Origin of the sequence: Haladaptatus sp. SPP-AMP-3, assembly GCF_049568665.1 — an archaeon.
GTDB lineage: Archaea > Halobacteriota > Halobacteria > Halobacteriales > Haladaptataceae > Haladaptatus > Haladaptatus paucihalophilus.
Window position 1 is genome coordinate 91,628 of sequence record NZ_CP145898.1, and the last position, 23,774, is coordinate 115,401.

Below are 23,774 nucleotides of genomic sequence, written 5' to 3' on the forward strand. Positions count from 1 at the left end.
CTGCTGGCGGCCTGTGCAAGCAGTTCGATTGCTTGCGTATGCGGCCGGTACGCTCTTTATCTCCCGCTCTCGTGTGCTGAACGATGAATTCCACGGACGATCTGTCGGTCGTAGGGAAGCTCCGCGAGACGACGCTCACGGGCGTCACCGTCGTCGTTCCCCTCCTCATCACGTTGTACGTCGTCGTCGTCTTACTCAAATTTGTCAGAAATATGCTGTTGCCGCTCCTCTCGTTCGTTCCGGTCGATTCGGTACTCGTCCTCGGCGGCATCGCTACGGGGGGCGTTTTCCTGCTGGTTCTGCTGGTCGGGTTCGTCGCCCACTCCCCGTTCGGCGAGCACGCCATCGATAACTTCGATTACGCCATCAGCCAAATTCCCGGATTCGGAACCATCTATCGGAGCTTCCGTCGGATGGGCGACGCGATGATAGAGAGCGACGAGGACCACTTCCGCGACGTGAAGCTGCTCGAATTCCCGACCGACGACACCTATACGTTCGCGTTCGTGACGGCGGAGACGCCCGAGGAGGTCACGAACGCGGTCGGCGAGACGGACATGACGACCGTCTTCCTTCCGATGGCTCCGAACCCGGTCATGGGCGGCTTCGTGGTCAACGTTCCGTCGGACGACCTCGTGGACATCGACGTTCCGCTCGAAGTGGCGTTCCGCGCCATCGTCACCAGCGGCGTCGGTCTCGACGAGATGGATTCCGACACCGGCGGTCTCAGCGAGGACCAACTCCGAAAGCTGACCGGCCAAGACGTGCTTCGATATCAGAACTGAGTCGCTCTCCCGCGCTACTCCTTTTCGTCCTCGTCCCCGATCCCTGCTCCGTTCCCGTTCTGACTCCCCCCACTCAGCGCGCCAGCGACGCGAGCCCCTCGGCGAGCGCCCGCGTCGCCGTCGCACAGTCCTCCCACGCCGTCCACTCGCCGGGATTGTGTGAGATTCCGTCGCGGGACGGCGCGAACAGCATCGCGGCGTCGGTCACCCCCGCGATGTACATCGTGTCGTGGGCCGCGCCCGAGTGCAGGTCGAGCGTCTCGATACCCGCGTTTTCGCCCGCCTCGTTCACCGCTCGCCGACAGCGCTCGCTCATTTCCGTCGGCTCGAGGTCGAACCCGCGCGAAAGGGTCGTCTCCACGCCTCGTTCGGCTTCGAGCCGCGACAGCGATTCCTCCGCCCGTGAGACGAGTTCGTTCATCGCGTCGTAGCTCACGTCGCGGATATCGACGCTCATCTCGACCGTGCCGGGGACGACGTTCGTCGCGTTCGGCCGCACGTCGAGTTTGCCGACGGTACCGACCGTCGTCTCACCGATTTCCGTGGCTCCCCGCTCCACGTCCCGAACGAACTCGCTCGCCGCGGCCAGCGCGTCGGTCCGCTCGTCCATCGGCGTGGCTCCCGCGTGGTTCGCTTCGCCGCGAACCGTCACGTCGCAGTGCGTGATTCCCGTAATCGTCGTGACGAGACCGACCGGAATGTCGGCCCGTTCGAGGCGTCTGCTCTGTTCGACGTGCAGTTCCAGCCACGAATCCCACTCGCTCGCGTCGAGTCGCCCCTCGCCCCGGAATCCCATGGATTCGAGCGCGTCCGCCAAGGTCGTTCGGCCGTCCGTCAGCGCGAGCGCGTCCGCCACCGACCGCTCCCCGACCGCGACGGAGGACCCGAGCAGGCCGCTTGCGAACCGCTGGCCCTCCTCCTCGGTGAACGAGACGACTTCGACCGGTCGGTTCGGCTCGATACCGACGTCCTGCATCGCCCGAACCGCTTCCAGCGCGGAGTAGACGCCGAGCGGCCCGTCGAAGATGCCGCCCTCCGGGACCGAATCGAGGTGGCTCCCGGCGGCGACCGCGGCCGCGTCAGGGTCCGCGCTCTCGGGCGTCCACCGTCCCGCGATGTTGCCGACCGCATCCACGCGAACGTCCAATCCGGCGTCTTCCAGTCGCTCCACGAAGTACTCGCGTGCCCGTCTGTTCGCTTCCGTCCCCGTGAGGACGGTTCGACCGTGCTCTTCGTCTTCCAGCGCGCCGAACTCACCGGTCGTCTCGATATCGGTCCGCAATCGCTCCCTGTCTATCTCCATGGGTTCGCTGTCGGCGACGGGAGGGAAGAATGTGGGGGTGGTCGGTACGGCCTGCCGCAATCCCCGAACCTCCGCCGCGCCATTCTACGATGCGTCCGCCATTCGCTGCGTGAAATCCCAACTGTGGAGGCGGTCCGGTTCGATTCGGATGGTCACCTCCGTCCGGTCGTCGGACAACAATCGCCGGGCCAGTCGGGAGTCGGTCCCGCCGAGATACCGACGCAGCAACTCCCGGAGCAGGTCCTTTTCGGGGTCCGGTTCCACGCTCGTGGTGCCGTTGCCGCGCACCCCGCTGTACGGCGGGTCGTTCGTCGATATTTCGAACGCGACGGTCGAATCGTTCCGGAGCAGGCCGACGATATCGGCGTTCGCACCGGTGGCACAGCGCAGGGTATCGTCCTCGAAGACGTACCACAGCGACACCACCCAGAGGCGTCCCGACGGCGTGTTGCAGGCGAGTCGAAGCGGAACGGTCGTCCGGTCGAAGAACGCGACGATTTCGTCTTTCGACCAGACGCCGGAGAGTTCGGTCATGGAACATACACCGAGGGGATAGTCGTCCCCGATGACCGAATACGCTCTGTCCGCTTTCCCCTCGTCCGTCCGGTCTCGCCTCGACCGACCGGTTGCTCCGGCCGTCTGCTTTTGCTCCGACCGACCCCGTTCCGAATCGGGAATCATGAGTGTAACCCCGGACCGGCGTTATTTTTCCGTTCCCCGCCGTTCGTGGTATGGAGTAGGGTTTAGACTGTCGGGATGCTAACGCTTCCTATGGCAGCAAGCCACTCGGGGACGGGTTCCGACGAGGGGCCGAGAGACGCGGTGACACTGACCGACGTTCGCAAAACGTACTTCCTCGGCGAGCCGGTTCACGCGCTCGACGGGGTGAACCTGTCGATTCCACGGGGGTCGTACACGGCGGTGATGGGACCGAGTGGGTCGGGAAAGAGCACCCTGCTCAACCTCATCGGCTGTCTCGACACGCCGACAGAGGGGACGATTCACATCAACGGTCGTGACGTCACCGACCTGTCCAATACGGAGCGAACGAGGGTTCGCGGACAGGAGATAGGCTTCGTCTTCCAGACCTTCAATTTGATGCCGCGCCTGACCGCCCGCGAGAACGTCGCGCTCCCGCTCGTCTTTCAGGGGGTTTCGCGTGCCGACCGACGGGAGCGCGCCGACGAGCTCCTCTATCGCGTCGGCCTCCGGGGTCGGGAGGACCACCGACCGAACGAGCTCTCGGGCGGGCAACGCCAGCGCGTGGCCATCGCCCGCGCGTTGGCGAACGACCCCGCCATCATCCTCGCCGACGAACCGACCGGCAACCTCGACACCGAGACCGGCGACCAGATCATGGGACTGTTCGAGGAACTCAACGACGAGGGCAACACCGTGTTGATGGTGACCCACGAGCGCCACATCGCGGAACACGCGGAGCGCGTCGTTCACATCCTCGACGGGACCGTCGAGCGCGTCGAGAAAATCGACTCACAGCGTCGGGTCGAGGGACGGCGATAGCGGAGGTGGGCCGTGGAGTTCAGCGAAACGCTTCGGATGAGCCTCAGGGCGATTCGGAGCCACCGCGTTCGCTCCTCGCTGTCGACGGTCGGCGTCGTCATCGGCGTCGCCGCCGTCATCACGCTCGTCACGCTCGGAACCAGCCTCCGCGTCGATATCCTCCGGGAGTTCACCGGCGGCCACGCGCCGAACATGTACGTCTGGGCCGGTCCGCCCGGCGGCCAACCCGGGTTCGGCGCGCAACCGGTGTTCACCGCACACGACATCGCCCGACTCCGCGGTATCGACGGCGTGGCGACCGTCGTCCCGCGCGGCGTGCTCCCCGTCATCGCACTCACTCACGGCGGGCAGACGGTGAGCCAGAACGGCATCGTCGCCACCACGCCCGACCAGTTTCGAACCCGGACGTTCGCCCGCGGCGAGTCGTTCGAGCAGGGAAAACGTGAAGTCGTCCTGAACCCGGCGGCGGCCCGCCTATTCGACGACCGACTCTCGGTCGGCGACCGCATCGGTATTCGAACGGCGGACGGGGGCACCGAAACCGCACGCGTCGCCGGAGTTCTCAAGCGGTCGAGCGGAAACGGCCAGTTCGACAGCGGCGGGTCGCTCCCGCAGGTGTACGTCCCGACGGACCCGTTCTACGGCTCGACGGTCGAGAGTCCGACGCAAGGGTCCACCCAGCGCGTCTATCCGCTGGTCACGGTCGTTGCCGAAAACCACGGGACGATTCCGGAGAGCAAGCGGGCGGTGAAAGCCTACCTCCGTTCGAACTCCGACGCGGCCCGACTCACGCCCGACGAGTACGCCATCCGGGTGCGAACCGACCGGGACCTCGTGAATCGCGTGAAAGACGTGCTCACGACGCTGACGACGTTCATCACGAGCATCGCGGTCATCTCGCTCGTCGTCGCGGCCATCGGCATCGCCAACATCATGCTGGTGAGCGTGACCGAGCGGACCCGCGAAATCGGCATCATGAAAGCCGTCGGTGCGCAGAACACCGACGTCCTCCAGTTGTTTTTGATGCAGGCGGTCCTGCTCGGCGTCATCGGGTCCGTCTTCGGCGTCGCGCTCGGCGCCCTCGGCGGATACGCCGCCACCCGGTACGTCGGGCTTCCCCTCGTCTTCGCGTACGAGGTGGTCCCCGTCGCCATCGGCGTCGGCCTCCTCGTCGGCGTGGTGACGGGCCTCTACCCCGCGTGGAACGCCGCGCGGGTGGACCCCATCGACGCGCTTCGTTACGAGTGAACTCCGAACCCGTACGGATAGCCGTCGCCGGAAACGTAGAATTGGTTCCCGTAGTACGTCCCCGTCGGTTCCGACGTGACGCTCCGGTTCCGACTCTCGTCGTCAGTTCGTCAGCGTCCGAGCACCGTTCTCACGACGGAGATGCTTTTAGCGAAAATTTTGCGATGAAGACTCGCGGAGGACGTCCCCCGCGAGGTGACCTCATCAAAATCCATTCGAATTTGCGGTGACGACGTAACCCTTCCGCCGTACTCACGTCGGGCATCGACCCCGGGCCAAAATCGGTCGAAGACCTGACTGATTCGGGGACTCGAGAAACCATAGAGACACAGATGGACTACCCGTACGACCGATGAGCAAATTCGGTCGCTGACCCCCGGAAACGCTCGTTTTCCTCCGATGCTTTCACAGCAGGGTTAAGTCCTCGACCGTCCCCATTCTGACTATGCGAGCCTACCGGGCCAAAGTCGTCGAACCGATTCACCTCCCCGACCGCGACGAGCGCGAAACCAACATCGAAGAAGCCGGTTACAACGTCTTCAATCTCGACTCCGAGGACGTGTTCATCGACCTGCTGACCGACAGCGGGACGGGCACGATGAGCGACGAACAGTGGGCCGCGATGATGCGCGGCGACGAAGCCTACGCTGGCAGTGACAGTTTCAAACGTCTGCAGGAGAGCGTCGCCGACGTGATGGGCTTCGAGAACGTCGTTCCCGCCCATCAGGGCCGCGGTGCGGAGAACGTCCTCTACGGCGTCCTCGTCTCCGAAGGCGACTACGTTCCGAACAACACCCACTTCGACACGACGCGGGCGCACGTCGTCAACAACGGCGGACAACCCGTCGATTGCCCTATCGATGCCGCGCCGGACGACCCGTTTCAGGGCAACCTCGACCCCGAAAAGGTCCGCGAACTGGCGGACGAGGTGGGTGCCGAGAACATCCCCGCGCTCGTCGTCACCATCACGAACAACTCGATGGCGGGCCAACCCGTGAGCGTTCAGAACCTCCGCGAGGCGCGCGAGGTGGCCGACGAAATCGACGCCACGTTCGTCATCGACGCCTGCCGGTTCGCCGAGAACGCCTACTTCGTCCAACAGCGCGAAGCGGAGTTCGAAGGGTCGAGCGTCGCCGCCATCGCCCGCGAGGAACTCTCCTACGCCGACGCCATCGTCATGAGCGGGAAGAAGGACGCGCTCTCCAACATCGGCGGCTTCGTCGGCGTGCGCGACGACGAATTGTTCGAACACGCCAAACAGCGCGGTATCCTCTACGAAGGCTTTTCGACGTACGGCGGCCTCTCCGGGCGCGACTTGGAGGCCATGGCGGTCGGCCTCCGCGAGGCGGTCACGCAACCCTACATCGAATCCCGCGTCGAACAGGTGTCGGAACTGGGCGACCTCCTCCTCGACGCCGACGTCCCGATTTACGCGCCGACCGGCGGCCACGCGGTGTACGTGAAGGCGGAGGAGTTCCTGCCGAACATCCCCCGCGAGCAGTTCCCCGGCCAAGTGCTGGTCGGCGAACTCTACCGCGAGGGCGGCGTCCGCGCCGTCGAACTCGGCGAGTTCGCGTTCCCCGGCGAGGACCGCCCGCAACTCGTTCGGCTCTGTCTGCCCCGCCGAACCTACTTCCGCGAGCATCTGGAGCACATCGCGGAAACATTCGAGAAAGTCGGTGAACGGCGCGACGAACTCTCCGGCCTCGAAATCGTCTGGGAACCGCCGATGGAGGAGCTTCGCCACTTCAGCGCGAAACTCGAACCCGTCGAGTAGCGGCGAGGCGACGGTTTTTTGCCGCTTTCGAACCGTTCGACTGGTCGTCGTGTCAACGAAACATCTACGGAGAACTATTGAGTGCTATATGTCCTTCCGGGCTACGCTCTAGCAAGGTATTTTAGCTCCGTGGCGAACTCTCAACTAGCGAACCAGCACCCCCCCCCGACAGAATGAGCACGAACGCCACACCGATAACGGTCCTGTTCACCGTCGATTCGCTCCGAGCGGACGCACTGCCCGACGACGGCACGATTGCCGACCTCGCAACGCACGGAACGTCCTTCGAGAACGCCTTCGCGCACGGCAACTGGACGCCCTTTTCCTTCCCGTCGATTCTCGGCGGGGGAGACGTCTTCACCGATTCGCGGGACATCGGTCTGCCAGACCGCCCGACGCTCGCCGAAACGCTCCGCGACGCCGGAATCACCACGGCGGGATTCAACGGCGCGAACGGATTTCTGACCGACCACTGGGGGTACGACCGCGGATTCGAGACGTTCGAGACGTTCACGTCGAGCACGAATGACGCGTTCTACAGCAAGTATCTCACCGCCCACCCGACCGTCCAAGCGTGGCTGCAGGTCGCAGCGTCGCCGTTTCGCCGTCTCCTCGGCCGCGACGGCGGCGCGCGGAACGTCTCCCGAATGAAGGACGTGGAGGAACACGCCATCGACTTCATCGAACGGGCGGAGCCGCCCTTCTTCCTCTGGGTGCACTACATGGACGTTCACACGCCCTACGTCCCCGCGCCGAAGTTCGTCCGCGACGAGACGGGTGCCAACGTCGGGACGCTGAAGATGCTCAGGGCGCACGCCCAAGCGGGTCTCGGCAAGGAAGTCGGGAGCGACACGCTCGACAACCTCCGGTCGCTCTACCGCGCCACGATTCGGCAGGTGGACGAGAGCGTCGGCCGCGTCATCTCCGCGCTGTCCGGGGAGGGATTCCGGGACGACGCCTGCCTCCTCTTCGCGGGCGACCACGGCGAGGAGTTCATGGAACACGGTCACCTCGCGCATTACCCGAAACTTTACGAGGAGTTGACACACGTCCCACTCGTCGTCTCGAATCCCGACGGGGACGCGGAAACCGTCGAGCGGGCCGTCGGCCTCGACGCGATTCCGCCGACCGTTTGCGACGCGATGGGCGTCGAACACGAGTTCGACGGCGAGAGCCTGCTCGACGGAACTCCCGACCCGTCGCCCGTCACGTCCGTCGCGGTGCGCGGACCGAGCGTCACCTATCAACCGATTCCGCGCCGATTGGACGACGGGGAACTCCTCGTCAGCGCCAGAACGCGCGAGTGGTCGTACATCTATCACACCGAATCGGAAGCGCGTGAACTGTACGACCGAACCGCAGACCCGTCGGAAACCGAAAATCTGCTGGACGGCGCTGGCGACGACATCCGCGTTCCCGACTACCTCCACGAAGCGGTGGAGAAGCGAATCGACGCGATGGCGTCCTCGAGCGTCGAAACCGACGAGAACGACGAGAACGAAGGTGAAGCGCCGCCGTCCGCCGTCACGGACCGGTTGAAAGCGCTGGGCTATCAGTGAACTACTTTCGGCCCCCTCGGATACCGACCGCCTCGGAATACAATTTTAGGCGATGCCGTCGAACGGACGTGCGGGGGACAGACAGTGCAATCCATTTCGAGTGACGAACGTACGTATTCGAACGGGGGCGGAAACTGATGGCGCGGGTACTCGTGCTCTACGGTTCGACCGAGGGGCAGGCCGCGACGGTGGCCGAACGGGTCGCCGAGGTGCTCGAAACGTCGGGCCACGACCCGGCCGTCGTCCACATCAGACATCGACCGGAATCGTTCGACCTGATGGACTACGACGCCGTCGTCGTCGGCGCGTCGGTACACATGGGCAAACACCAGAAGTACGTGCGAAAGTACGTCAAAGCGCACGCCGACGAGTTGAATCGGCTTCCGTCGGCCTTCTTCTCTGTGAGCCTCGCCGCCGCCGAGGGGTCCGAGGAGGGGTGGGAGCATGCCCGCGAGTACGTTTCCGAGTTTCTCTCCGAAACCGGGTGGAACCCGGACGAGACGGCCGTCGTCCCCGGCGCGCTCAAATACAGCCAGTACGGGACGCTCAAGCGGTTCGTGATGAAACAGATAGCAAAGCGGATGGGCGGCGATACGGACACCGCTCACGATTACGAATACACCGACTGGAACGAAGTCGAGGGGTTCACGGCCGACTTCGCGGAGTCGCTGACGTGACTACTCGCCGAGCGATTCCAACACTCGGTCGAAGCGCGCTTGCACCTCGTCCGCGATGTCGTCCATTTCGGCGTTATCCACGACCGAGAGCATCGCCTCGGGGTCCACCATACTGACGACGACGCCCTCGTCGGTTTCGTAGACGGCGACGTTGCAGGGGAGCAGGACGCCGAGGTTCTCCTCCGCGTCGAGTCCCTGCTTCGCGAGCGGCGGGTTACAGGCCCCGAGAATCCGGTAGTTCGGGTAGTCCTCGATGTCGAGCTTTTTGGCGAACGCGTCGCTCACGTCGATGTCGGAGAGGACGCCGAACCCTTCGTCTCCGAGCGCCTCGGTCGTTCGCTCCACGACCGCATCGAACTCGCCCTCCACGTGCCGTTTGTCGTAGTAGGTCATCGGCTGACGGTTCGCCGCGAAGGATGTTAATGGTTGAGGTTTCGCCCAGTCTGTATTGTGGCTGGCAAACAATACAAGTGGCTGCGGCACCTACTTACTGGTACGACCGTCATCGCCGAATCGCGTCGCAGTATTTCGGCGATGTCCGTCGAACGGTGTTCGAACCATGACCGACCGAACGACGCCGGAACGCACGATGGCCGAACGGAACGAGTCCGGCGAGGCGTGCGACGTGGACGACGGGCCGAGCTGTCGCACCTCCCCGGTCGAGGAGTACGTCTGGCTCGTGAAACGGGTCGGACGAAAGATTCAGGACGCGGTTGGCTCCGCGTCCCGAACGGACGACTGAGCCGACGGACACGGAACGGCTGATTTTTGGACCGTCATACGCTACGGACGACGAAATCGGGAATCCACAGGTTTATCACGACTCTCTTTCATAGTATTGTGTATGTCGAGCAATACAGACATCAGCCCGACGGAAGTAGCCGCGCGGTTGCGGGACGGTGATGAAGACCTCTACGTCCTCGACGTTCGCAACGAGGACGAGTACGAGGAGTGGAACATCGACGGAAGCCACAACGTTCCCGTTTATGACCAGTTGTCCGGCGGCAACACCCTCGGACTCGAACATTCGCTCGACGACGTTCCGGAGGACGCCGAAGTCGCCACCGTCTGCGTGGCTGGCGTCGTCTCCCAGCGGGCCGCACAGGTGCTTCGCAACAACGGCTACGACGCGAAGTCGATGCGAGGCGGCATGCGCGGCTGGGCGATGGTGTATCAGGCCTACGACGTTCCGGACGTCGATGGCGTCACGCAAATCGTCCGACCCGGAACAGGCTGTCTCTCCTACGTCGTCCAAGACGGGGACGAGGCGCTCGTCGTCGACCCAGGTCAGCACGTCCAAGTGTACCAGAATCTCGCCGAATCGCGCGACCTCGAAATCGTCGCCGTCGCCGACACGCACGCCCACGCGGACCACATCAGCGGCGGCCGTGACCTCGCGGCGGCGGAGGACGTTCCGTACTACCTCCACGAGAAGGACGCCCGCGAACTCGACCGCTACACCGCCGTCGAAGACGGCGACGAAATCGCCGTCGGGGAGCGCGACGTGGACGTGTTGTTCACGCCGGGTCATACCCGCGGTAGCATCTCCTTCCGCGTCGGCGACGCCGCCCTAACCGGCGACACGCTGTTCGTTCGAAGCGTCGGCCGACCGGACCTCGAAGGCGGCAGCGACGTCGCCCGCGAGGGCGCGACGCTCCTGTTCGACAGTCTGGACCGCCTCGCCGACCTCCCCGACGGGACGGTCGCCCTCCCCGGCCACTTCAGCGACGAGGAGATGCGCCCGCTCGCTGCGACCATCGGCGAACTCGAAGCGAACAACGGTCTCTTCGGCGTGGACACGAAGTCCGAGTTCGTGGACACCATCCTCGAAGACCTCCCCGACACGCCCGCGAACTACAACCGTATCAAGCGCGTGAACACGGGCAAGGAACAGGCCACCGCGGAAGCCGAGACGCTCGAACTCGGCCCCAACAACTGCGCATCGAACTGAACATCACACCCCACTCACGATGAGCCACGTTCAAGGCATTCGACGAAACTGGCAGCAGTTCGCGCTCCAACTGTTCGTCGTCTTCGCCGTCGGTCTCACCATCGGTTCCGAGCGAACCGTCGTGCCGGTCCTCGGCCGCGACGTGCTCGGCGTCGAGTCCATCCTCGTCATCGGGTCGTTCGTCGTCAGCTTCGGCGTCGTCAAGGCGCTGTTGAACCTCTACGGCGGAAAGTGGGCCGAGGAGTTCGGTCGGCGGCGCGTGCTCATCGTCGGCTGGCTGGTCGCGCTGCCGATTCCGTTCGTCCTCATCTACGCGCCGAACTGGTGGTGGATTACCGGCGCGAACGTGCTCCTCGGCGTGAACCAAGGACTCGCCTGGAGCATGAGCGTCAACGCGAAAATCGACCTCGCGGGGAGCGACGCCCGCGGTCTCGCCGTCGGACTGGACGAGGCGTTCGGGTACGGCGGCGTCGCGGTCGGGTCGTGGGTGACCGGCGTCATCGCCGCCCAGTACGGGCTTCGGCCGGAGCCGTTTTACGTCCTGCTCGGCGTCGTCGTTCTCGCCACGCTCGTCTCCCTGCTCTTCGTCGAGGAGACGCTTCCGTACGCGCAGACGGAGGCGGACGGGGAGGACGACGAGGAGTTGTCCTTTTCGGAAGTCGTCAAGCGGGCGACCTACGGCGACCGGACGCTGTTCGCGGCGGCACAGGCGGGGCACGTGGAGAAGTTCGTGGACGTGCTCGTCTGGATAGCGTTCCCCCTCTATCTGAGCAAATCCGGACTGTCCGTCTCCCAAATCGGCCTCGTCGTCGGCGTCTACGGCGGCGTCTGGGGCGTCCTGCAACTCGGAACCGGCCGCCTCGCGGACGAAATCGGCCGCCGCCCGCCGGTCATCGCGGGCATGTTCGTCGCCGGTCTGGGGGTGCTGGCGACCGTCCTCGTCTCCGGGTTCTCCGCGTGGCTCGTCACGGCGGCCGTGACGGGGCTCGGCATGGCGCTGTTGTACCCGAACCTCATCACCGTCGTCGGGGACGCGGCCCGCCCCTCGTGGCGGGCGACCGGACTCGGCGTGTATCGGATGTGGCGCGACGCCGGATACGCGGTCGGCGCGGTCGTCGTCGGTCTGCTCGCCGACGTCGCTACCATCGAAGCCGCGTTCTACGCGACAGCGGGTGTGATGGTCGCATCGGGCGTCGTCGTTCTCACGATGATGCGGGAAACGCACCCGACGCTGGGCGAGTACGACCGCCCGAACCCCGCCGAACGGAATTCGGTTTCGGAGGACTGAACGCCCCCAAATCGAACGTGGAAATCGAACGAAAACGGAAGTCGAAATCAGTCGGCGTGCGCGGCCACTTCTTCCTGTTCACCGCTCGATTCGAAGTAGGTCACGTACACCTGCGCGAGGAAGACGACAGTGAATATCACGTCGAGCACCGTCGTGTAGGCGTGCGGAACCGACCCGCCCGTCGCGTTGTGCTTCGGAATCAGTCCCCCCGCGAGCCACGCGTAGTGGGTGACGATACCCGCGAACGTCGCCACGCCGAAGATGGAGACGAACAGCACCGCCGCCAACCGCTTGCCGTAGTATTTCCGGTACATGTCCACGATGTGCGGGACGATGAGGTCGGCGTAGATGAACGACATGACGCCCCCGAACGGGATGCCGGCGTTCCACAGCACGAGCGCGAAGGGGACGTTGGCCACCGAGCAGACGAAGGTGACGACGCCGACCATCACGCCGATGGCCGCCCCGAGGACGACCCACGCGACGGTTCCCTCCGGGGCCAGCGTGAACAGTTGCGCCCACCACGACCGCGGGACGAAGGCGGCCAACAGCGAGGCCACGATGAACCCGACGATGAGGTCGTCCCACAGCATCTCCCACTCGCCGATGGCGTTGCGGAAGGCGTTTTTCCACCCGGACACGGTGAGGAGCTTGTCCTTCCACGTCGCGTCCTCCCGTTGATTGACGAACGTCTCCTTGCAGGACTGCGAGCAGAAGTATTCCGTTCCTCCGTCCGTTTCGACGCTGAGCGTGTCGTCGTCGTTCGGGTCCACTTCCATGCCGCACACCGGGTCGCGGACGGTGCCGTTCTCCTCGTCGCCCGACCGAACGTGGTCGCGGGCGGCCTCGAACCACGTGTCCGGGACGACGTACTTCGTGATGGCCGCGAGCACAAGAATCATCAGGATTCCGCCGAAGATGTCCGCGGCAACGAACTGCCATCCCAGCAGAATCCACATCACGAGACCGATTTCGATGACGAGGTTCGTGCTGGCGAACTGGAACCCGGCGAAGGAGGCTTCGGGCGATGCACCCTTCTTGAACAGCGATTTCGTGGTCGCTACGGCCCCGAACGAGCAACTTGACGAGAGGAACCCGAAGAAACTCCCGATGCCGATTTCTCGTAGTCCGCGACCGCCGAGCAGATTCGTCATCCGCTCTTCGCTCACGAACGCCTGTACCGCCCCCGAAATCGTGAACCCGAGGACCAGCGCCCACCACGTCTTCCACGTCATCTCGCCGAAGAACGTGGCCGCGTCGGTCAGACTCCCCGCGATGCTCATATCCGCTAGTACGGTCGCGGGCTTTTCTACGGTTGCGGCTAATAGCGCAAATCCACGCGCGCCCGGCGCGAATTCACGGATTCCGGAATTCAGTGCCGGAGATATCGGATTTTTCGGGGTTGTTCCCCCTCCGAATCCCACTTCGATTACTTCGGGACGGTTCTGGCCTTACCTTCCGAAATTCTATCGCTGACGAACCAAAATATCTGATCACACACCACGGGCCTATCTCGGGATATTACCCCGCGTGCTACTGACGGATTTCCGCGCTCGTGTTCGCCATCAACCACTGGTCGTCCGCGTCGTCGGGGTTTCGAATCTCGACCCATCCGTTATCACAGAACAGCATTTCGTACTCCGAATCTGACGGCGCGTCCGCCTCCGATGGCGTGTTCGCTTCCGACGACAGCTCTTCGTCTTCGGCCGCCATTTCAGATACCTCCACGGACCGCGTGTCGGTCGAACTGGACGTCGCTTGGCCGGACGGAATCGTGAACTCGAACCATGGGTTTCCTCGACTCGTTAGGCGACCGTTTCTCACTTTGTTATGCGGCGCGAACCCCGTTATAAAGGGTGCCTACCGCCGAGAAGGGAGTGGTTTCCGTCCTCCGATTCGTCAGTCGTTCCCGGCGACGATGTTCGCCACGCGGGTTCTGTCGAACAGCCGCTCTTCCTCCGGTATCTCGGGGTAGGGACTGCCATCGGTGTACTCCGGCCACTCGCCGAACTGCTCGGGATACAGCTGTTTCGCTGTCATCTCCAACTGGAACAGGTTCATTATCGGTCCTTGAACCGGGTTTCCGGACGGGTACACGGCGTCGTTTGCCACGGCGGTCAGCTTGTTTCCGACGGGGTGGTCCGCGATCGTCTCGCTGATTTGCGCGACGTCGTAGTACGAGGCGACGCCGAACTTGTGGAGGATGACGTCGGGATCGACTTTCAGCATCGTCTCGTAGTCGTACGTCGTCTGATACGTCACGTCGCCCTCGGCGAACGCGTCGGTCGCCCCGAGCGGTCGAACGTGGGCGTTGGCGAATCCATCCGTGTTTATCTTCGAGGGGTAGAACGTCCCCTGCATGAAGATGACCGACGCGACGGTCGGTCGCTCGTCCTCCGGCGGGAGGTTCGACCGGATGCGTCCGAGGAGGTCGTCGTGCACCGACGCGAGCGCCTCGTATCGTTCCCGCTCCCGGAACACGGCGGCGACCTTCTCCGCGATTTCCCAGAGCGTGTAGTACTCGTAGCTGTCACGGTACGGTTTCGGCGGTCGGCTGTGCTGACGGCTGTACGTGTTGCCGAACCACGGGGCGACCGTCCCGGCGATTTCGTCGACGTCGGATTTCGACCACCCGTCGAACGACAGCACGAGCGCGGGGTCGACCATGTGGAGGTCGGAATCCAACTCGTAGAACAGTTCCTTGTCGATGTTCACGCCACCGGAACCGGTGTTGAGTTGGGTCAGACCCTCCCGGTCGAACGAAACGCCGTCCAGTCGTTCGTAGTACGCGTCCAGCGTGTTACCGCCCGCTTCCGAGTCGAATCCCAGCGAGTTCACCGCGTCGCCGTGTCCGTAGGCGACCGCCATATCGGCGTACAGCAGGCTGTACACCATCACGTTTGCCGGGACGCTTTCGAACTTGACGGTTCCCATCGGTGACATCGTGACCGAGTACGGCTCGGAATCCCCTCCGCCCGATTCGGTCGCCGTCGCGTCCGAGGACGTCGCTTCGGCGTCCGTGTTCGTCGGGGTTTCCTCGCCGCTCGACTTCGAATCGCTCGTACACCCGGCCAGCAGACCGCCGCCGACCACCGCGCCGCCGTATTTGAGGTACGTTCTTCGTGTCGGTGCCGCTCGGTTCGTGCGTTCGTTCGTCATGTTCAGAACGCTCCCTTGACGATGTTTGCGACGCGCTCGCGGTCGAACAGTTCATCGTCGCCCGTCACCTCGCCGAAGATGTCGGGATACAGCTGTTTGGCCCCCCGCTCGGTCAAAAAGAGGTTGTGAATCGGCCCTTGGTAGAGGTAGCCGCCGCGGTAGACGCGCCCGTTTTTCACGGCGGTCAGCTTGCTGGCGACGGGGTGGCCGCGCATGAATTCGAGCACGGTGTCCCGGAATTCGGTCGCGGACTGGCGCTCGTGTGCGCGAAGCAGTATCGCGTCGGGGTCGATTTCGAGCATCGTCTCGTAGTCGATTCGCCCGCGGTCGGTGGTGCTGATGCCGTCGATGCCGCTGCTCGCCAGCGCGTCGCTGACGCCGAGGTCGCGCCACTGCTTCTTGCTGGTTCCCTTGTCGTTGAGCCGATACGGCGAGAACTTCACCGGTTCGTTGCTCCCCTCGTACACGAGCAACACGTTCGGCCGCTCGTCGGCCGGTGGGAGCTTGGTCTGGATTTTTGCGACGAACTCGTCGTGCAGTTCTTTGAACGCCTCGTATCGCTCCCGCTCCCGGAATAGTTCGGCTATCTTTTCGAACGCCTCGTAGAGCGTGTAGTATCGGTAGTCGTGCCACTCGTCCTCGCGGCGGAATATCAGGTTCCCCACGAACGGGCCGACGTTCGACGCGATTTCCTCGACGTCCTTCTCGCTCCAGTCGAACCAGTTGACGAGCATTCGGGGGTCCATGACGTGCACGTCGTTGTCGAGTTCGTAGAACAGCTCTTTCCCCATCCCCGCCTTGCCGATATCGTTGTTTTCGAGCTTCGTTCGGTCCACGCTCACCCCGGGCAACTCGTCGTAGAAGCCCGTGTAGTAGCGGTCCGCGCCGCCGATTCCCGTCATCCCGTCGGCTTTGCCGAGCGCGACGCCCATGTCGGCGTAGCCGCCGCCGTACGCGACCCACCGACCGGGAACGGATTCGAACGTGACGCTTCCGGTCGGTGCCATCGTGACCGAATAGGAGTCGTCCTCGGTCTTCGTGGTCCCATCGGACGAACTGGTCGTGTCCGCCGTTGTCGTCGATGTCGTTTTCGATTCCGAATCTCCGGCACATCCGGCGAGCAGACTTCCGCCGAGTATCGCGCCGCCGTACTTAACGTAGTCCCGCCGTGTTCGTCCCGAGTCTGTCGTACGTTCTTTCGACATGTGTTTTAGGCTCACCTAAAATTATAAAACGTTTTCGAATTTTTAGGTCTGCCTAATCCATGCCGTATTTAATACGGCGACCCGCAACGCGGACACATCGGCGGCCCGACGTCCGGAAGCGAATGCCCGCAACTCGGACACACGCCGGTCCCGTCCTCGGCCGTCATCTCCTCGACGGCCTCGTCCGTCGTCGCACGGAGTCCGGAGAGCGTTCCTTCTCCGCCGTCGTCCCCCGATTCCCGTTCGCCCCCGCCGATTGCGTCGAGCGCGAACCGCGCCCTGTCGCGGACGAACGACGATTCGTCCTCGCGCCTCTCACGTAGCCGCTCCATCGCTTCCGCTGGCACCGAACTACCCTCGTCGACGCGGACGAGGAGACCGACGGCCTCGGCCGCCCGTCCCCGAACGTGGTCGTTTTCGTCGTTCAACCGCGCCGCGAGCGCGTCGGCCTCCGCTCCGAGTGCCCTCGGTGACACGCACCCGACGGCAGCGACCGCCGTACAGAGATAGTAGCGGACGAGTTCGTCCCCGTCGTCGAGATGCTCCGCGAGGTTCGGTACGCGGTGGTCGAGACGGTCCGGGTCGCCCAGCGCGATGTCGGCCAGCGCTTTCGCCAACTTCTCTTTCACCTCCGGTTCGTCGAACGACAGTCCGATCTGTAACTCCGCGACGACTTCCGGCGACGCGACCGCATCCGGGTGGTCGAGAGCGACGTTCCCCAGCGCCTCGGCCGCGCGAGCGCGAACGAAGTAGAGTTCGTCGTCGTCCGCGAGGCGGTCGGTCAGAATGGGGAGGACCGGAACCACGGCGTCGGGGTCGCGTTCGGCGACGGCGACGAACAGTTTCGCCGTCGTCAATCGAATCGAGCGCTCTCCGTCGGTCACGAACGGCGACAGGGCCGGAAGCAGCGGTCCCACGACTCCCGGCGACTCCGATTCGACGCGCCGAAGAACGTCGAGGGCGGCTTTGCGCTCCTCCGTCGGTGCCGTTTCGAACCGCTCCAGACACGCGATAGCGTCGTCGTGTTCCCCCGAATCGAGCAGTTCGGCGAGTCGCTCGGCGGAGGGTCGGTGAGATGACTCGTCCATCGTTCGTTGCCGTGGACGTCTCGCGGCGACACCAAAAACACGAGGTGCGGCGAACCGACGCCGCGAAACCGGTTATTCCAACATCGCAACGCTCCGTTCGACCGCCTCCCGGTTCCCGATGAGCGTCACTAAATCCCCTTCTTGGACGACGACGTTCGGATTCGGAACGATAAACTCGTCGTCCCGTCGGACGAGCGCGATGACGGCATCGTCACGCAGTTCGATGTCCTGCACCTGCTGTCCGGCGGCCGACGTCGATTCGACCACCACCTCGGCGATGTCGTTCTCGTCGCCGACCCCGGTGAGCCAGTCGTAGAAGTTCGGTCGGAGTATCAGGTCGTCCATCATGTCCACGGTCGCCGTGACCGGCGTCACCGGTCGCACGCCGAGGTCCGAGAACGCGTCCGCGTTCTCGGGTTTGTTCACCTGCGCGATGAGCCGCTGGATTCCGAACGTCGTCCGCGCCGTCTGGCAGGCGAGGATGTTCTGGTCGTCGTCGCTCGTCGCCGCGACGACCATCTTCGCGCGCTCCGCGCCCGCTCCTTCGAGCACGGCGGCGTTCGTCCCGTTGCCGGGAACGACGGAGTAGCCCGCCGCTCGTAATTCGGTGACGGTCGCGTCGTCGCGTTCGACGATGATGGGATTTTCGCCGCGCTCTTCGAGTCTGTCGGCCAGCAGCCGTCCGGTTCGGCTGCCGCCGATGATGAGTACGGTCATGGGTATGATGTCGAGTGCTTTGGCCGCTAGCGGCGCGCCGCCCGCCTCCACGACGACGGTCACGAGGATGACGAGGAAGACGACGTGGACGACGCTCGTCGCGTTCGGAACCCCCGCGTTCGCCAGTTGGAGGGAAAACAGCGTCGCCGTGGAGGCGGGGATGATACCGCGCGGACCGACGGTGGCGACGAACAGCCGTTCGTTTCGCGTGAACTGCGTGTTCGTCGTCGAGATGAGGACCGAGAGCGGGCGAACGACGAGCATCGTCAGGACGACGATGGCGAGGCCGCCCGGTCCGAGCGTCAGGAGGTGGTCCAATTCCAACAGCGAGGCGAGGATGATGTACACCACGCTCAACACTATCGACGTGATGTCGCCGCTGAACCCCGCTATTTCCTCGTCGTAGGGGATGTCCACGCTTCCCAGAATGAGTCCCGCGACGGCCACCGTCACGACGCCCGCCTCGTCGACGAACGCGTCCGCGATGGCGAACGAAATCAGCGCCGTGCCGATGACCGTGATGCGCGAATCCTGTGGGGACCGGCTCAAGTACCGGAGCACGTAGGCCGCCACCAGCGCCGTCACGATGCCGATGAGGACGCCGGTGCCGATTCTCGCGACGAAGACGAGGATGACGTCCAGTCCGACGCGTCCCTTGACCGGGTCGGGGTCGATGTCCAGCACCGCGACGCTGAAGATGACCGCTCCCAGCACGGAGGCGGTGACGTCGTTGACGACGCCCTCCGTCTCCAAGAGCGTCCGTACGCCTTCACGAACCTCTATCTGGTCCAGTACCGGCGTGATGACCGTCGGCCCGGTCGCCACGAGCAACGCCGAGATGAGAAACGAGAGGTTCCAATCGAGGGATAGAAAGACGTGAATCAGTCCGCCGAGGGCGAAGAACGTCACCCCCGCGCCGACCGTCACGAGTCGAAGCGTCGATTTCGGCGTCTCGCGTATGTCCGACGCACCCAGCGTAAAGGCTCCCTCGAAGATGATGATGGCGACCGCCAGCGAGACGAGGGCCGAAAGCGAGTCGTCGAACAGTTGCGGGTCGACCAGACCGACACCCTCCGGACCGAACAGGATGCCGAAGCCCAGCAGGAACACCACGTTCGGAATCCCGTACCTGTCGGCGAGAAGTTTCGACACGGCTCCGAGAGCGATTATCGACGCCGACACGAGCAGGAGGTTCGAGGACATTGGTCGAAGTTCAGCCGGTTCGACTCGCCGTCGAACCGCGACTACTCGCGTCATGTGAACGTCATGAATCACGATAGTTCTTGCTCCGACGCGCACTCGGTCGCGATTTCGGACGATGATTTCGTTGTGTAACGTCCTTTCGCCGTGTGAATCGTCGAAAAACTACGCTTCTCCGCTCGATACTGGGAGCCTTTACAATCGGGAGACGGGCGGACGGGATGGTCGATTCGAGACGTCGCTCATCCTCGACTTTTTACGGTAACGCACTCCACGTCAGTGTATGCGATACCTCACGGTTCGTATCGAACCGGATGGTGGCGGTGCCTTCCATCCACTCGGCGGTCAGCTGACGAACGAACCGTCTATCGAGCGGCGGGCCATCCATCGCGTCGAGCTTCTCGCCGACGATACCGTACTGTTATTTGCCGAGGCGAGCGGCAATCAGGACCGCTATGAGCAAATAATGGAGGACTCGCCTCACGTCATCGATTTTCTCGTGTCCGGGGAGGACCGTTGGATGGCCATCAGTCAATTCGAGCCGACAGAACGGGTTCGCCGCTCGCTGGAACTCCAACGAGAATCACAGTTGGTAATCGAGACGCCGATTCACTTCACTTCCGATGGGTCGCTCGAGGTGACGTGCTTAGGGACCGACGAGACGTTTGCGACGTTGTTTGAAGACGCTGACGAGGGTGCGTCCATCGCGCTCGAAATTCTCGAGATGGGAGAGTACGACCCCGACGAATCATCGTTCAGCAGGCTGTTCACGGCTCGACAGGAGGAAGTGCTGGAGGCGGCAGTCGAGCGGGGATATTACAGCGTCCCTCGCCAAGCGACGCTCGAGGACATCGCCGAGGTCGTCGGAATCACCCCTCCGACGGTGAGCGAGCACCTTCGAAAGGTCGAAGAGCGCGTGTTCAACGAAATCGTTCGCTGATGCTGCTCACTCGACGGGATTCGGGTCGAACTGTCGGTTTAAAAATACCCCTACGACTGGGGCAGTAACGGTATCCAGTTACGTCGTTTGTTTTCACTTACTCGATTCGACGTTCCATGTACGCGTCACGAATGCTGAATCCGGTTGAACTTCCGAGCCAATACCGATGACAGACGCAAAAACACACCCGACCACTGATGCATCGCTACTCGATGATGACCGTGTTGAATCCGACTATCGCACTGTCAATGGCGTCCGGTTACACGTCGCGACCGCGGGCGACCCCGACGCACCGCTGGTCGTCTTACTGCACGGTCATCCCGACTTCTGGTACGGCTGGCGCGACCAAATCATTCCACTCGTCGAGACCGGCTTCCGTGTGGTCGTTCCGGACCAGCGGGGCTGCAATCTGAGTGACGCTCCCGACGGAATCGATGCCTATCGGCAATTGGAACTGTCGGCTGACGTTCGCGAATTGATTCACAGCGAGGGCCGAGAATCGGCCCACGTAGTCGGGCACGACTTCGGCGGGTTCGTCGCCTGGAACGTCGCACTCCGTCGGCCGTCCATCGTCGACCATCTCGGAATCTTCAACGTCCCACATCCGACGGTGTATCGAACCGTCTTGCGTTCTAGCCCCCAACAGGTCGTCCGGAGCTGGTACGTGTGGTTCTATCAGGTACCGACGCTCCCCGAGTGGCTGTTGAGTCGGAACGATATGGACAATATGGTCGCCTCTCTCGAGATAACCTCCAATCCCGGAACGTTCGACGAGGAAACGATCGACCGCTACCGGGCGGCCTGGCGGCACACCGGCGTCGGTCCACGGGTGAACTGGTATCGCGGGTTCCGCCGCTCCGAAAGTCCGCCACGCGACACCGTTACCCAGCCGACGCTGATCTGTTGGGGTGAAGACGACATCGCGCTCCTCCCCTCGATGGCCGAACAGAGCGCCGACTACTGCGAAAATGGTCGGCTACGGATGTTCCCGAAAACGTCACATTGGGTCCATCATGAGCGCGAAGAAGTGACTGAAGCGCTGCTCCGTCACCTCTCGTAAACGATACGCCGAATCGTCGCATTCTCGAAAAACGGACCTCTCACGGGCGACGTTCCGGGTCAGCTTCGAGACGGTTGCCGACCGTTGCGTCGTCCTTGACACCCGTTCGAAACGGAACTGCATGCACCGACGCCGGAGGAAAGAACCGGCCACGAATGCCCCCGAGCCGAATTCTTTTGCCACCCCCGCGCACAGACTGGGATATGTCGGATGCTCGCTATCCACTCACGCGCTATCTCGGTATCGACTCGGCCGGGTCGCCGACGATGACCGTCGACGGGTCGCTCGTCTTCCTCGCCGATACGACGGGGACGCCGCAGGTCTGGTCGTTAGACGAACCGGGGGCGTTTCCGTCCCGCCTGACCGCTCACGACGAACGAGTGTCGTTCGTTTCGGCGTCGCCGACCCGTTCGGAAGTCGTCTTCGGCATGGACACGGGAAGCGACGAACACGACCAACTGTACCGCTACGACCTCGACGGCGGAACGGAGACGGCGCTGACCGCGACCCCCGAGGCCATCCACCTGTGGGGTGCGTGGCGTCCCGACGGCGACCGAATCGCCTTCACCGCGAACCGCCGCGAGGGGTCGACGTTCGACGTGTACGTGCAGGGGAGGGACGACGCGGAGGCGACGCTCGTTCACGAAGGGTCGGGCGGCTTCCTGAGTATCGAAGCGTGGGGCAAACCGGGAATCGTCTGCTCGAAAGCCAACGCCAGTTTCGACCAGAACCTGTTCCTGCTCGACCCCGAGTCGGGCGACTATCGGAAACTCACCGACGACACCGATGCCCGGTATCGCGACGTGACGTTCGGTCCCGACGACGACCTCTACTGCGTGACGAACCACGGCGCGGACACCGCGTACGTTGCCCGTCTCGACCTCGGCGACGGCACGCCGACGGTCGTCGAGGGGGCTGGGGAGTGGAACGTCTCCCACCTTTCGCTTCACGGCGGAACGGGCCGGGTGGTGTGGGTGCGAAACGTCGACGGCTACTCCGAGGTTCACGCCGGACGACTCACGGCCGAGGACGACATCGAACCCCTTTCGACTCCCGACCTCCCCGATGGTGTCGTCTTCGCCGCGGGGTTCGGTCCCGACGGCGACTGTGCCATCTCGATGAGTCGGAGCGACGACCCGAAGAACGTCTTCGTCCTCGACCCGGACACCGGGACCGCCGAGCGATGGACGAACTTCGGCACGCTCGGCATCCCCCGCGAGGCGTTCCTCGACCCCGAAATCGTGCGGTACGAGTCGTTCGATGGGCGGGAAATCCCGGCGTACTGGACGCTTCCGCCGAACGCCCAACCGGGCGAAACCCCCGTCATCGTGGATATCCACGGCGGTCCGGAGCACCAGCGTCAGCCGTGGTTCTACCCGATGAAACAGTATTTCCTTCAGCAGGGGTACGCCGTTCTCGAACCCAACGTTCGCGGTTCGTCGGGCTACGGCACGGCGTACACGCATCTGGACGACACGGACAAGCGGATGGATTCGGTCGCGGACATCGAGGCGGCGGTCGAATGGCTCCACGAACGGGACGCCGTGGACGCCGACCGAATCGTCGCCTACGGGCGCTCCTACGGCGGTTTCATGGTTCTCGCGGCCATCACGGAGTACCCCGACCTGTGGGCCGCCGCCGTGGATTTCGTCGGCATCGCCGACTTCGAGACGTTCCTCGAAAACACGGGCGAGTGGCGGCGGAGTCACCGCGAGCAGGAGTACGGGTCGCTCGAAAACCGCGACCTGCTTCGGAACATCAGCCCGATTCACGAGGCGGATCGGATCTCCTGCCCGCTGTTCATCCAACACGGCGCGAACGACCCGCGCGTCCCGGTCGGCGAAGCGAAGCAGATAGCCGAGAAAGTCCGCGAGCGCGGCGTCCCCGTCGAAACCTGTATCTTCGAGGACGAGGGCCATCACACCACCTCGCGCGAAAACCTCGTGGAGGAGTTCGAGCGTATCGCCGCCTTCCTCGACGAACACGTGTAGGACGCTCGTCGCCGCGAATCGCCCGAGTAGGCGGTGCCTACCGAGTACGATCGCTCCCATCGACGAAAATACGGGTTTCGATTCGCTTCAACTACCGTTCGCCCTCGTTTCTTTTTCGATCACCGGAATTCGTTTTTCGCTCGTCGGTCGAACACGTCGCCGTCGTGCCTTTCTTGCCACGCCGAACGAGACAGAATGTCTACACAATAGTCAGTACCCCTCGCGTCGAACCCCGATGCGGAGTGGATTGGGGTGGGACATATCAGTACGACAGTGACTGTCGCGTATCTTCGAGAGGTGAACGA

At 63.6% G+C, this 23,774-nt stretch carries 21 protein-coding genes; 12 read left to right on the forward strand and 9 right to left on the reverse strand.

The window, feature by feature from the left end; translation table 11 throughout:
* The first annotated feature begins 83 nt into the window (after positions 1-83).
* Positions 84-785, forward strand: a complete 702-nt coding sequence (locus V5735_RS17065) for a DUF502 domain-containing protein (protein ID WP_423746305.1) — start codon at positions 84-86, stop codon at positions 783-785.
* Positions 786-858: 73 nt separating this feature from the next.
* On the opposite strand, the gene V5735_RS17070 is transcribed toward V5735_RS17065, so the two are convergent.
* Both V5735_RS17070 and V5735_RS17075 read right to left on the reverse strand, forming a co-directional pair.
* Positions 859-2,088, reverse strand: a complete 1,230-nt coding sequence (locus V5735_RS17070; protein ID WP_423746306.1) for a M20 family metallo-hydrolase — start codon at positions 2,086-2,088, stop codon at positions 859-861.
* Positions 2,089-2,172: 84 nt separating this feature from the next.
* Positions 2,173-2,769 carry a pyridoxamine 5'-phosphate oxidase family protein gene (locus V5735_RS17075; protein WP_423746307.1) on the reverse strand — a complete coding sequence of 199 codons (597 nt, stop codon included), beginning with the start codon at positions 2,767-2,769 and terminating at the stop codon, positions 2,173-2,175.
* 90 nt (positions 2,770-2,859) lie between these two features.
* On the opposite strand from V5735_RS17075, the gene V5735_RS17080 reads away from it, so the two are divergent.
* From V5735_RS17080 to hemG, 5 genes are all read left to right on the forward strand, one after another.
* On the forward strand, positions 2,860-3,609 hold the full coding sequence (locus V5735_RS17080; RefSeq protein ID WP_423746308.1) for an ABC transporter ATP-binding protein: 750 nt from the start codon (positions 2,860-2,862) through the stop codon (positions 3,607-3,609).
* 12 nt (positions 3,610-3,621) lie between these two features.
* Positions 3,622-4,857, forward strand: coding sequence for an ABC transporter permease (locus tag V5735_RS17085; protein ID WP_423746309.1), 1,236 nt, complete (start codon positions 3,622-3,624; stop codon positions 4,855-4,857).
* 445 nt (positions 4,858-5,302) lie between these two features.
* Entirely contained in the window at positions 5,303-6,634 is a 1,332-nt protein-coding gene (locus V5735_RS17090) for a tryptophanase (protein WP_423746310.1), read from the forward strand.
* 173 nt (positions 6,635-6,807) lie between these two features.
* On the forward strand, positions 6,808-8,193 hold the full coding sequence (locus V5735_RS17095; RefSeq protein WP_423746311.1) for a sulfatase-like hydrolase/transferase: 1,386 nt from the start codon (positions 6,808-6,810) through the stop codon (positions 8,191-8,193).
* A gap of 137 nt (positions 8,194-8,330) precedes the next feature.
* Positions 8,331-8,870, forward strand: a complete 540-nt coding sequence (gene hemG, locus V5735_RS17100; RefSeq protein ID WP_423746312.1) for a menaquinone-dependent protoporphyrinogen IX dehydrogenase — start codon at positions 8,331-8,333, stop codon at positions 8,868-8,870.
* Here the strand turns inward: hemG and V5735_RS17105 are convergent, their stop codons facing one another.
* On the reverse strand, positions 8,871-9,263 hold the full coding sequence (locus V5735_RS17105) for a DUF302 domain-containing protein (protein WP_423746313.1): 393 nt from the start codon (positions 9,261-9,263) through the stop codon (positions 8,871-8,873).
* A 166-nt stretch (positions 9,264-9,429) separates the two neighbouring features.
* Here V5735_RS17105 and V5735_RS17110 point away from each other — a divergent pair, with 166 nt between their 5' ends.
* The 3 genes from V5735_RS17110 (at position 9,430) to V5735_RS17120 (ending at position 12,109) form a co-directional block, all read left to right on the forward strand.
* Positions 9,430-9,612: a hypothetical protein gene (locus V5735_RS17110; protein WP_423746314.1), complete on the forward strand. Its 183-nt coding sequence runs from the start codon at positions 9,430-9,432 to the stop codon at positions 9,610-9,612.
* Between the two features lie 102 nt (positions 9,613-9,714).
* Positions 9,715-10,821 (forward strand): MBL fold metallo-hydrolase, encoded by a 1,107-nt coding sequence (locus V5735_RS17115; RefSeq protein ID WP_423746315.1) that lies wholly within the window; start codon positions 9,715-9,717, stop codon positions 10,819-10,821.
* 19 nt (positions 10,822-10,840) lie between these two features.
* A complete protein-coding gene (locus tag V5735_RS17120; RefSeq protein ID WP_423746316.1) occupies positions 10,841-12,109 on the forward strand; it encodes an MFS transporter in 1,269 nt (422 codons plus the stop codon).
* A gap of 47 nt (positions 12,110-12,156) precedes the next feature.
* On the opposite strand, the gene V5735_RS17125 is transcribed toward V5735_RS17120, so the two are convergent.
* The 6 genes from V5735_RS17125 to V5735_RS17150 all read right to left on the reverse strand — a co-directional run bounded on the left by V5735_RS17125 (position 12,157) and on the right by V5735_RS17150 (position 19,535).
* Positions 12,157-13,392 (reverse strand): permease, encoded by a 1,236-nt coding sequence (locus V5735_RS17125; protein WP_423746317.1) that lies wholly within the window; start codon positions 13,390-13,392, stop codon positions 12,157-12,159.
* A 250-nt stretch (positions 13,393-13,642) separates the two neighbouring features.
* Positions 13,643-13,822, reverse strand: coding sequence for a hypothetical protein (locus V5735_RS17130; RefSeq protein ID WP_423746318.1), 180 nt, complete (start codon positions 13,820-13,822; stop codon positions 13,643-13,645).
* Positions 13,823-14,008: 186 nt separating this feature from the next.
* The gene (locus V5735_RS17135; RefSeq protein ID WP_423746319.1) at positions 14,009-15,268 is read right to left on the reverse strand and encodes an ABC transporter substrate-binding protein; all 1,260 of its coding nucleotides are present in this window, start codon (positions 15,266-15,268) and stop codon (positions 14,009-14,011) included.
* A 2-nt stretch (positions 15,269-15,270) separates the two neighbouring features.
* Complete coding sequence (locus V5735_RS17140) at positions 15,271-16,473, reverse strand: ABC transporter substrate-binding protein (RefSeq protein WP_423746320.1); 1,203 nt, start codon at positions 16,471-16,473, stop codon at positions 15,271-15,273.
* Between the two features lie 68 nt (positions 16,474-16,541).
* Positions 16,542-17,561: a HEAT repeat domain-containing protein gene (locus V5735_RS17145; RefSeq protein WP_423746321.1), complete on the reverse strand. Its 1,020-nt coding sequence runs from the start codon at positions 17,559-17,561 to the stop codon at positions 16,542-16,544.
* 72 nt (positions 17,562-17,633) lie between these two features.
* Positions 17,634-19,535 (reverse strand): cation:proton antiporter, encoded by a 1,902-nt coding sequence (locus tag V5735_RS17150; protein WP_423746322.1) that lies wholly within the window; start codon positions 19,533-19,535, stop codon positions 17,634-17,636.
* A gap of 226 nt (positions 19,536-19,761) precedes the next feature.
* Here V5735_RS17150 and V5735_RS17155 point away from each other — a divergent pair, with 226 nt between their 5' ends.
* The 3 genes from V5735_RS17155 (at position 19,762) to V5735_RS17165 (ending at position 23,469) form a co-directional block, all read left to right on the forward strand.
* A complete protein-coding gene (locus V5735_RS17155; protein WP_423746323.1) occupies positions 19,762-20,418 on the forward strand; it encodes a helix-turn-helix domain-containing protein in 657 nt (218 codons plus the stop codon).
* 166 nt (positions 20,419-20,584) lie between these two features.
* Positions 20,585-21,478 carry an alpha/beta fold hydrolase gene (locus tag V5735_RS17160; RefSeq protein WP_423746324.1) on the forward strand — a complete coding sequence of 298 codons (894 nt, stop codon included), beginning with the start codon at positions 20,585-20,587 and terminating at the stop codon, positions 21,476-21,478.
* 203 nt (positions 21,479-21,681) lie between these two features.
* A complete protein-coding gene (locus V5735_RS17165; RefSeq protein ID WP_423746325.1) occupies positions 21,682-23,469 on the forward strand; it encodes an alpha/beta fold hydrolase in 1,788 nt (595 codons plus the stop codon).
* The last annotated feature ends 305 nt before the right edge of the window (positions 23,470-23,774 follow it).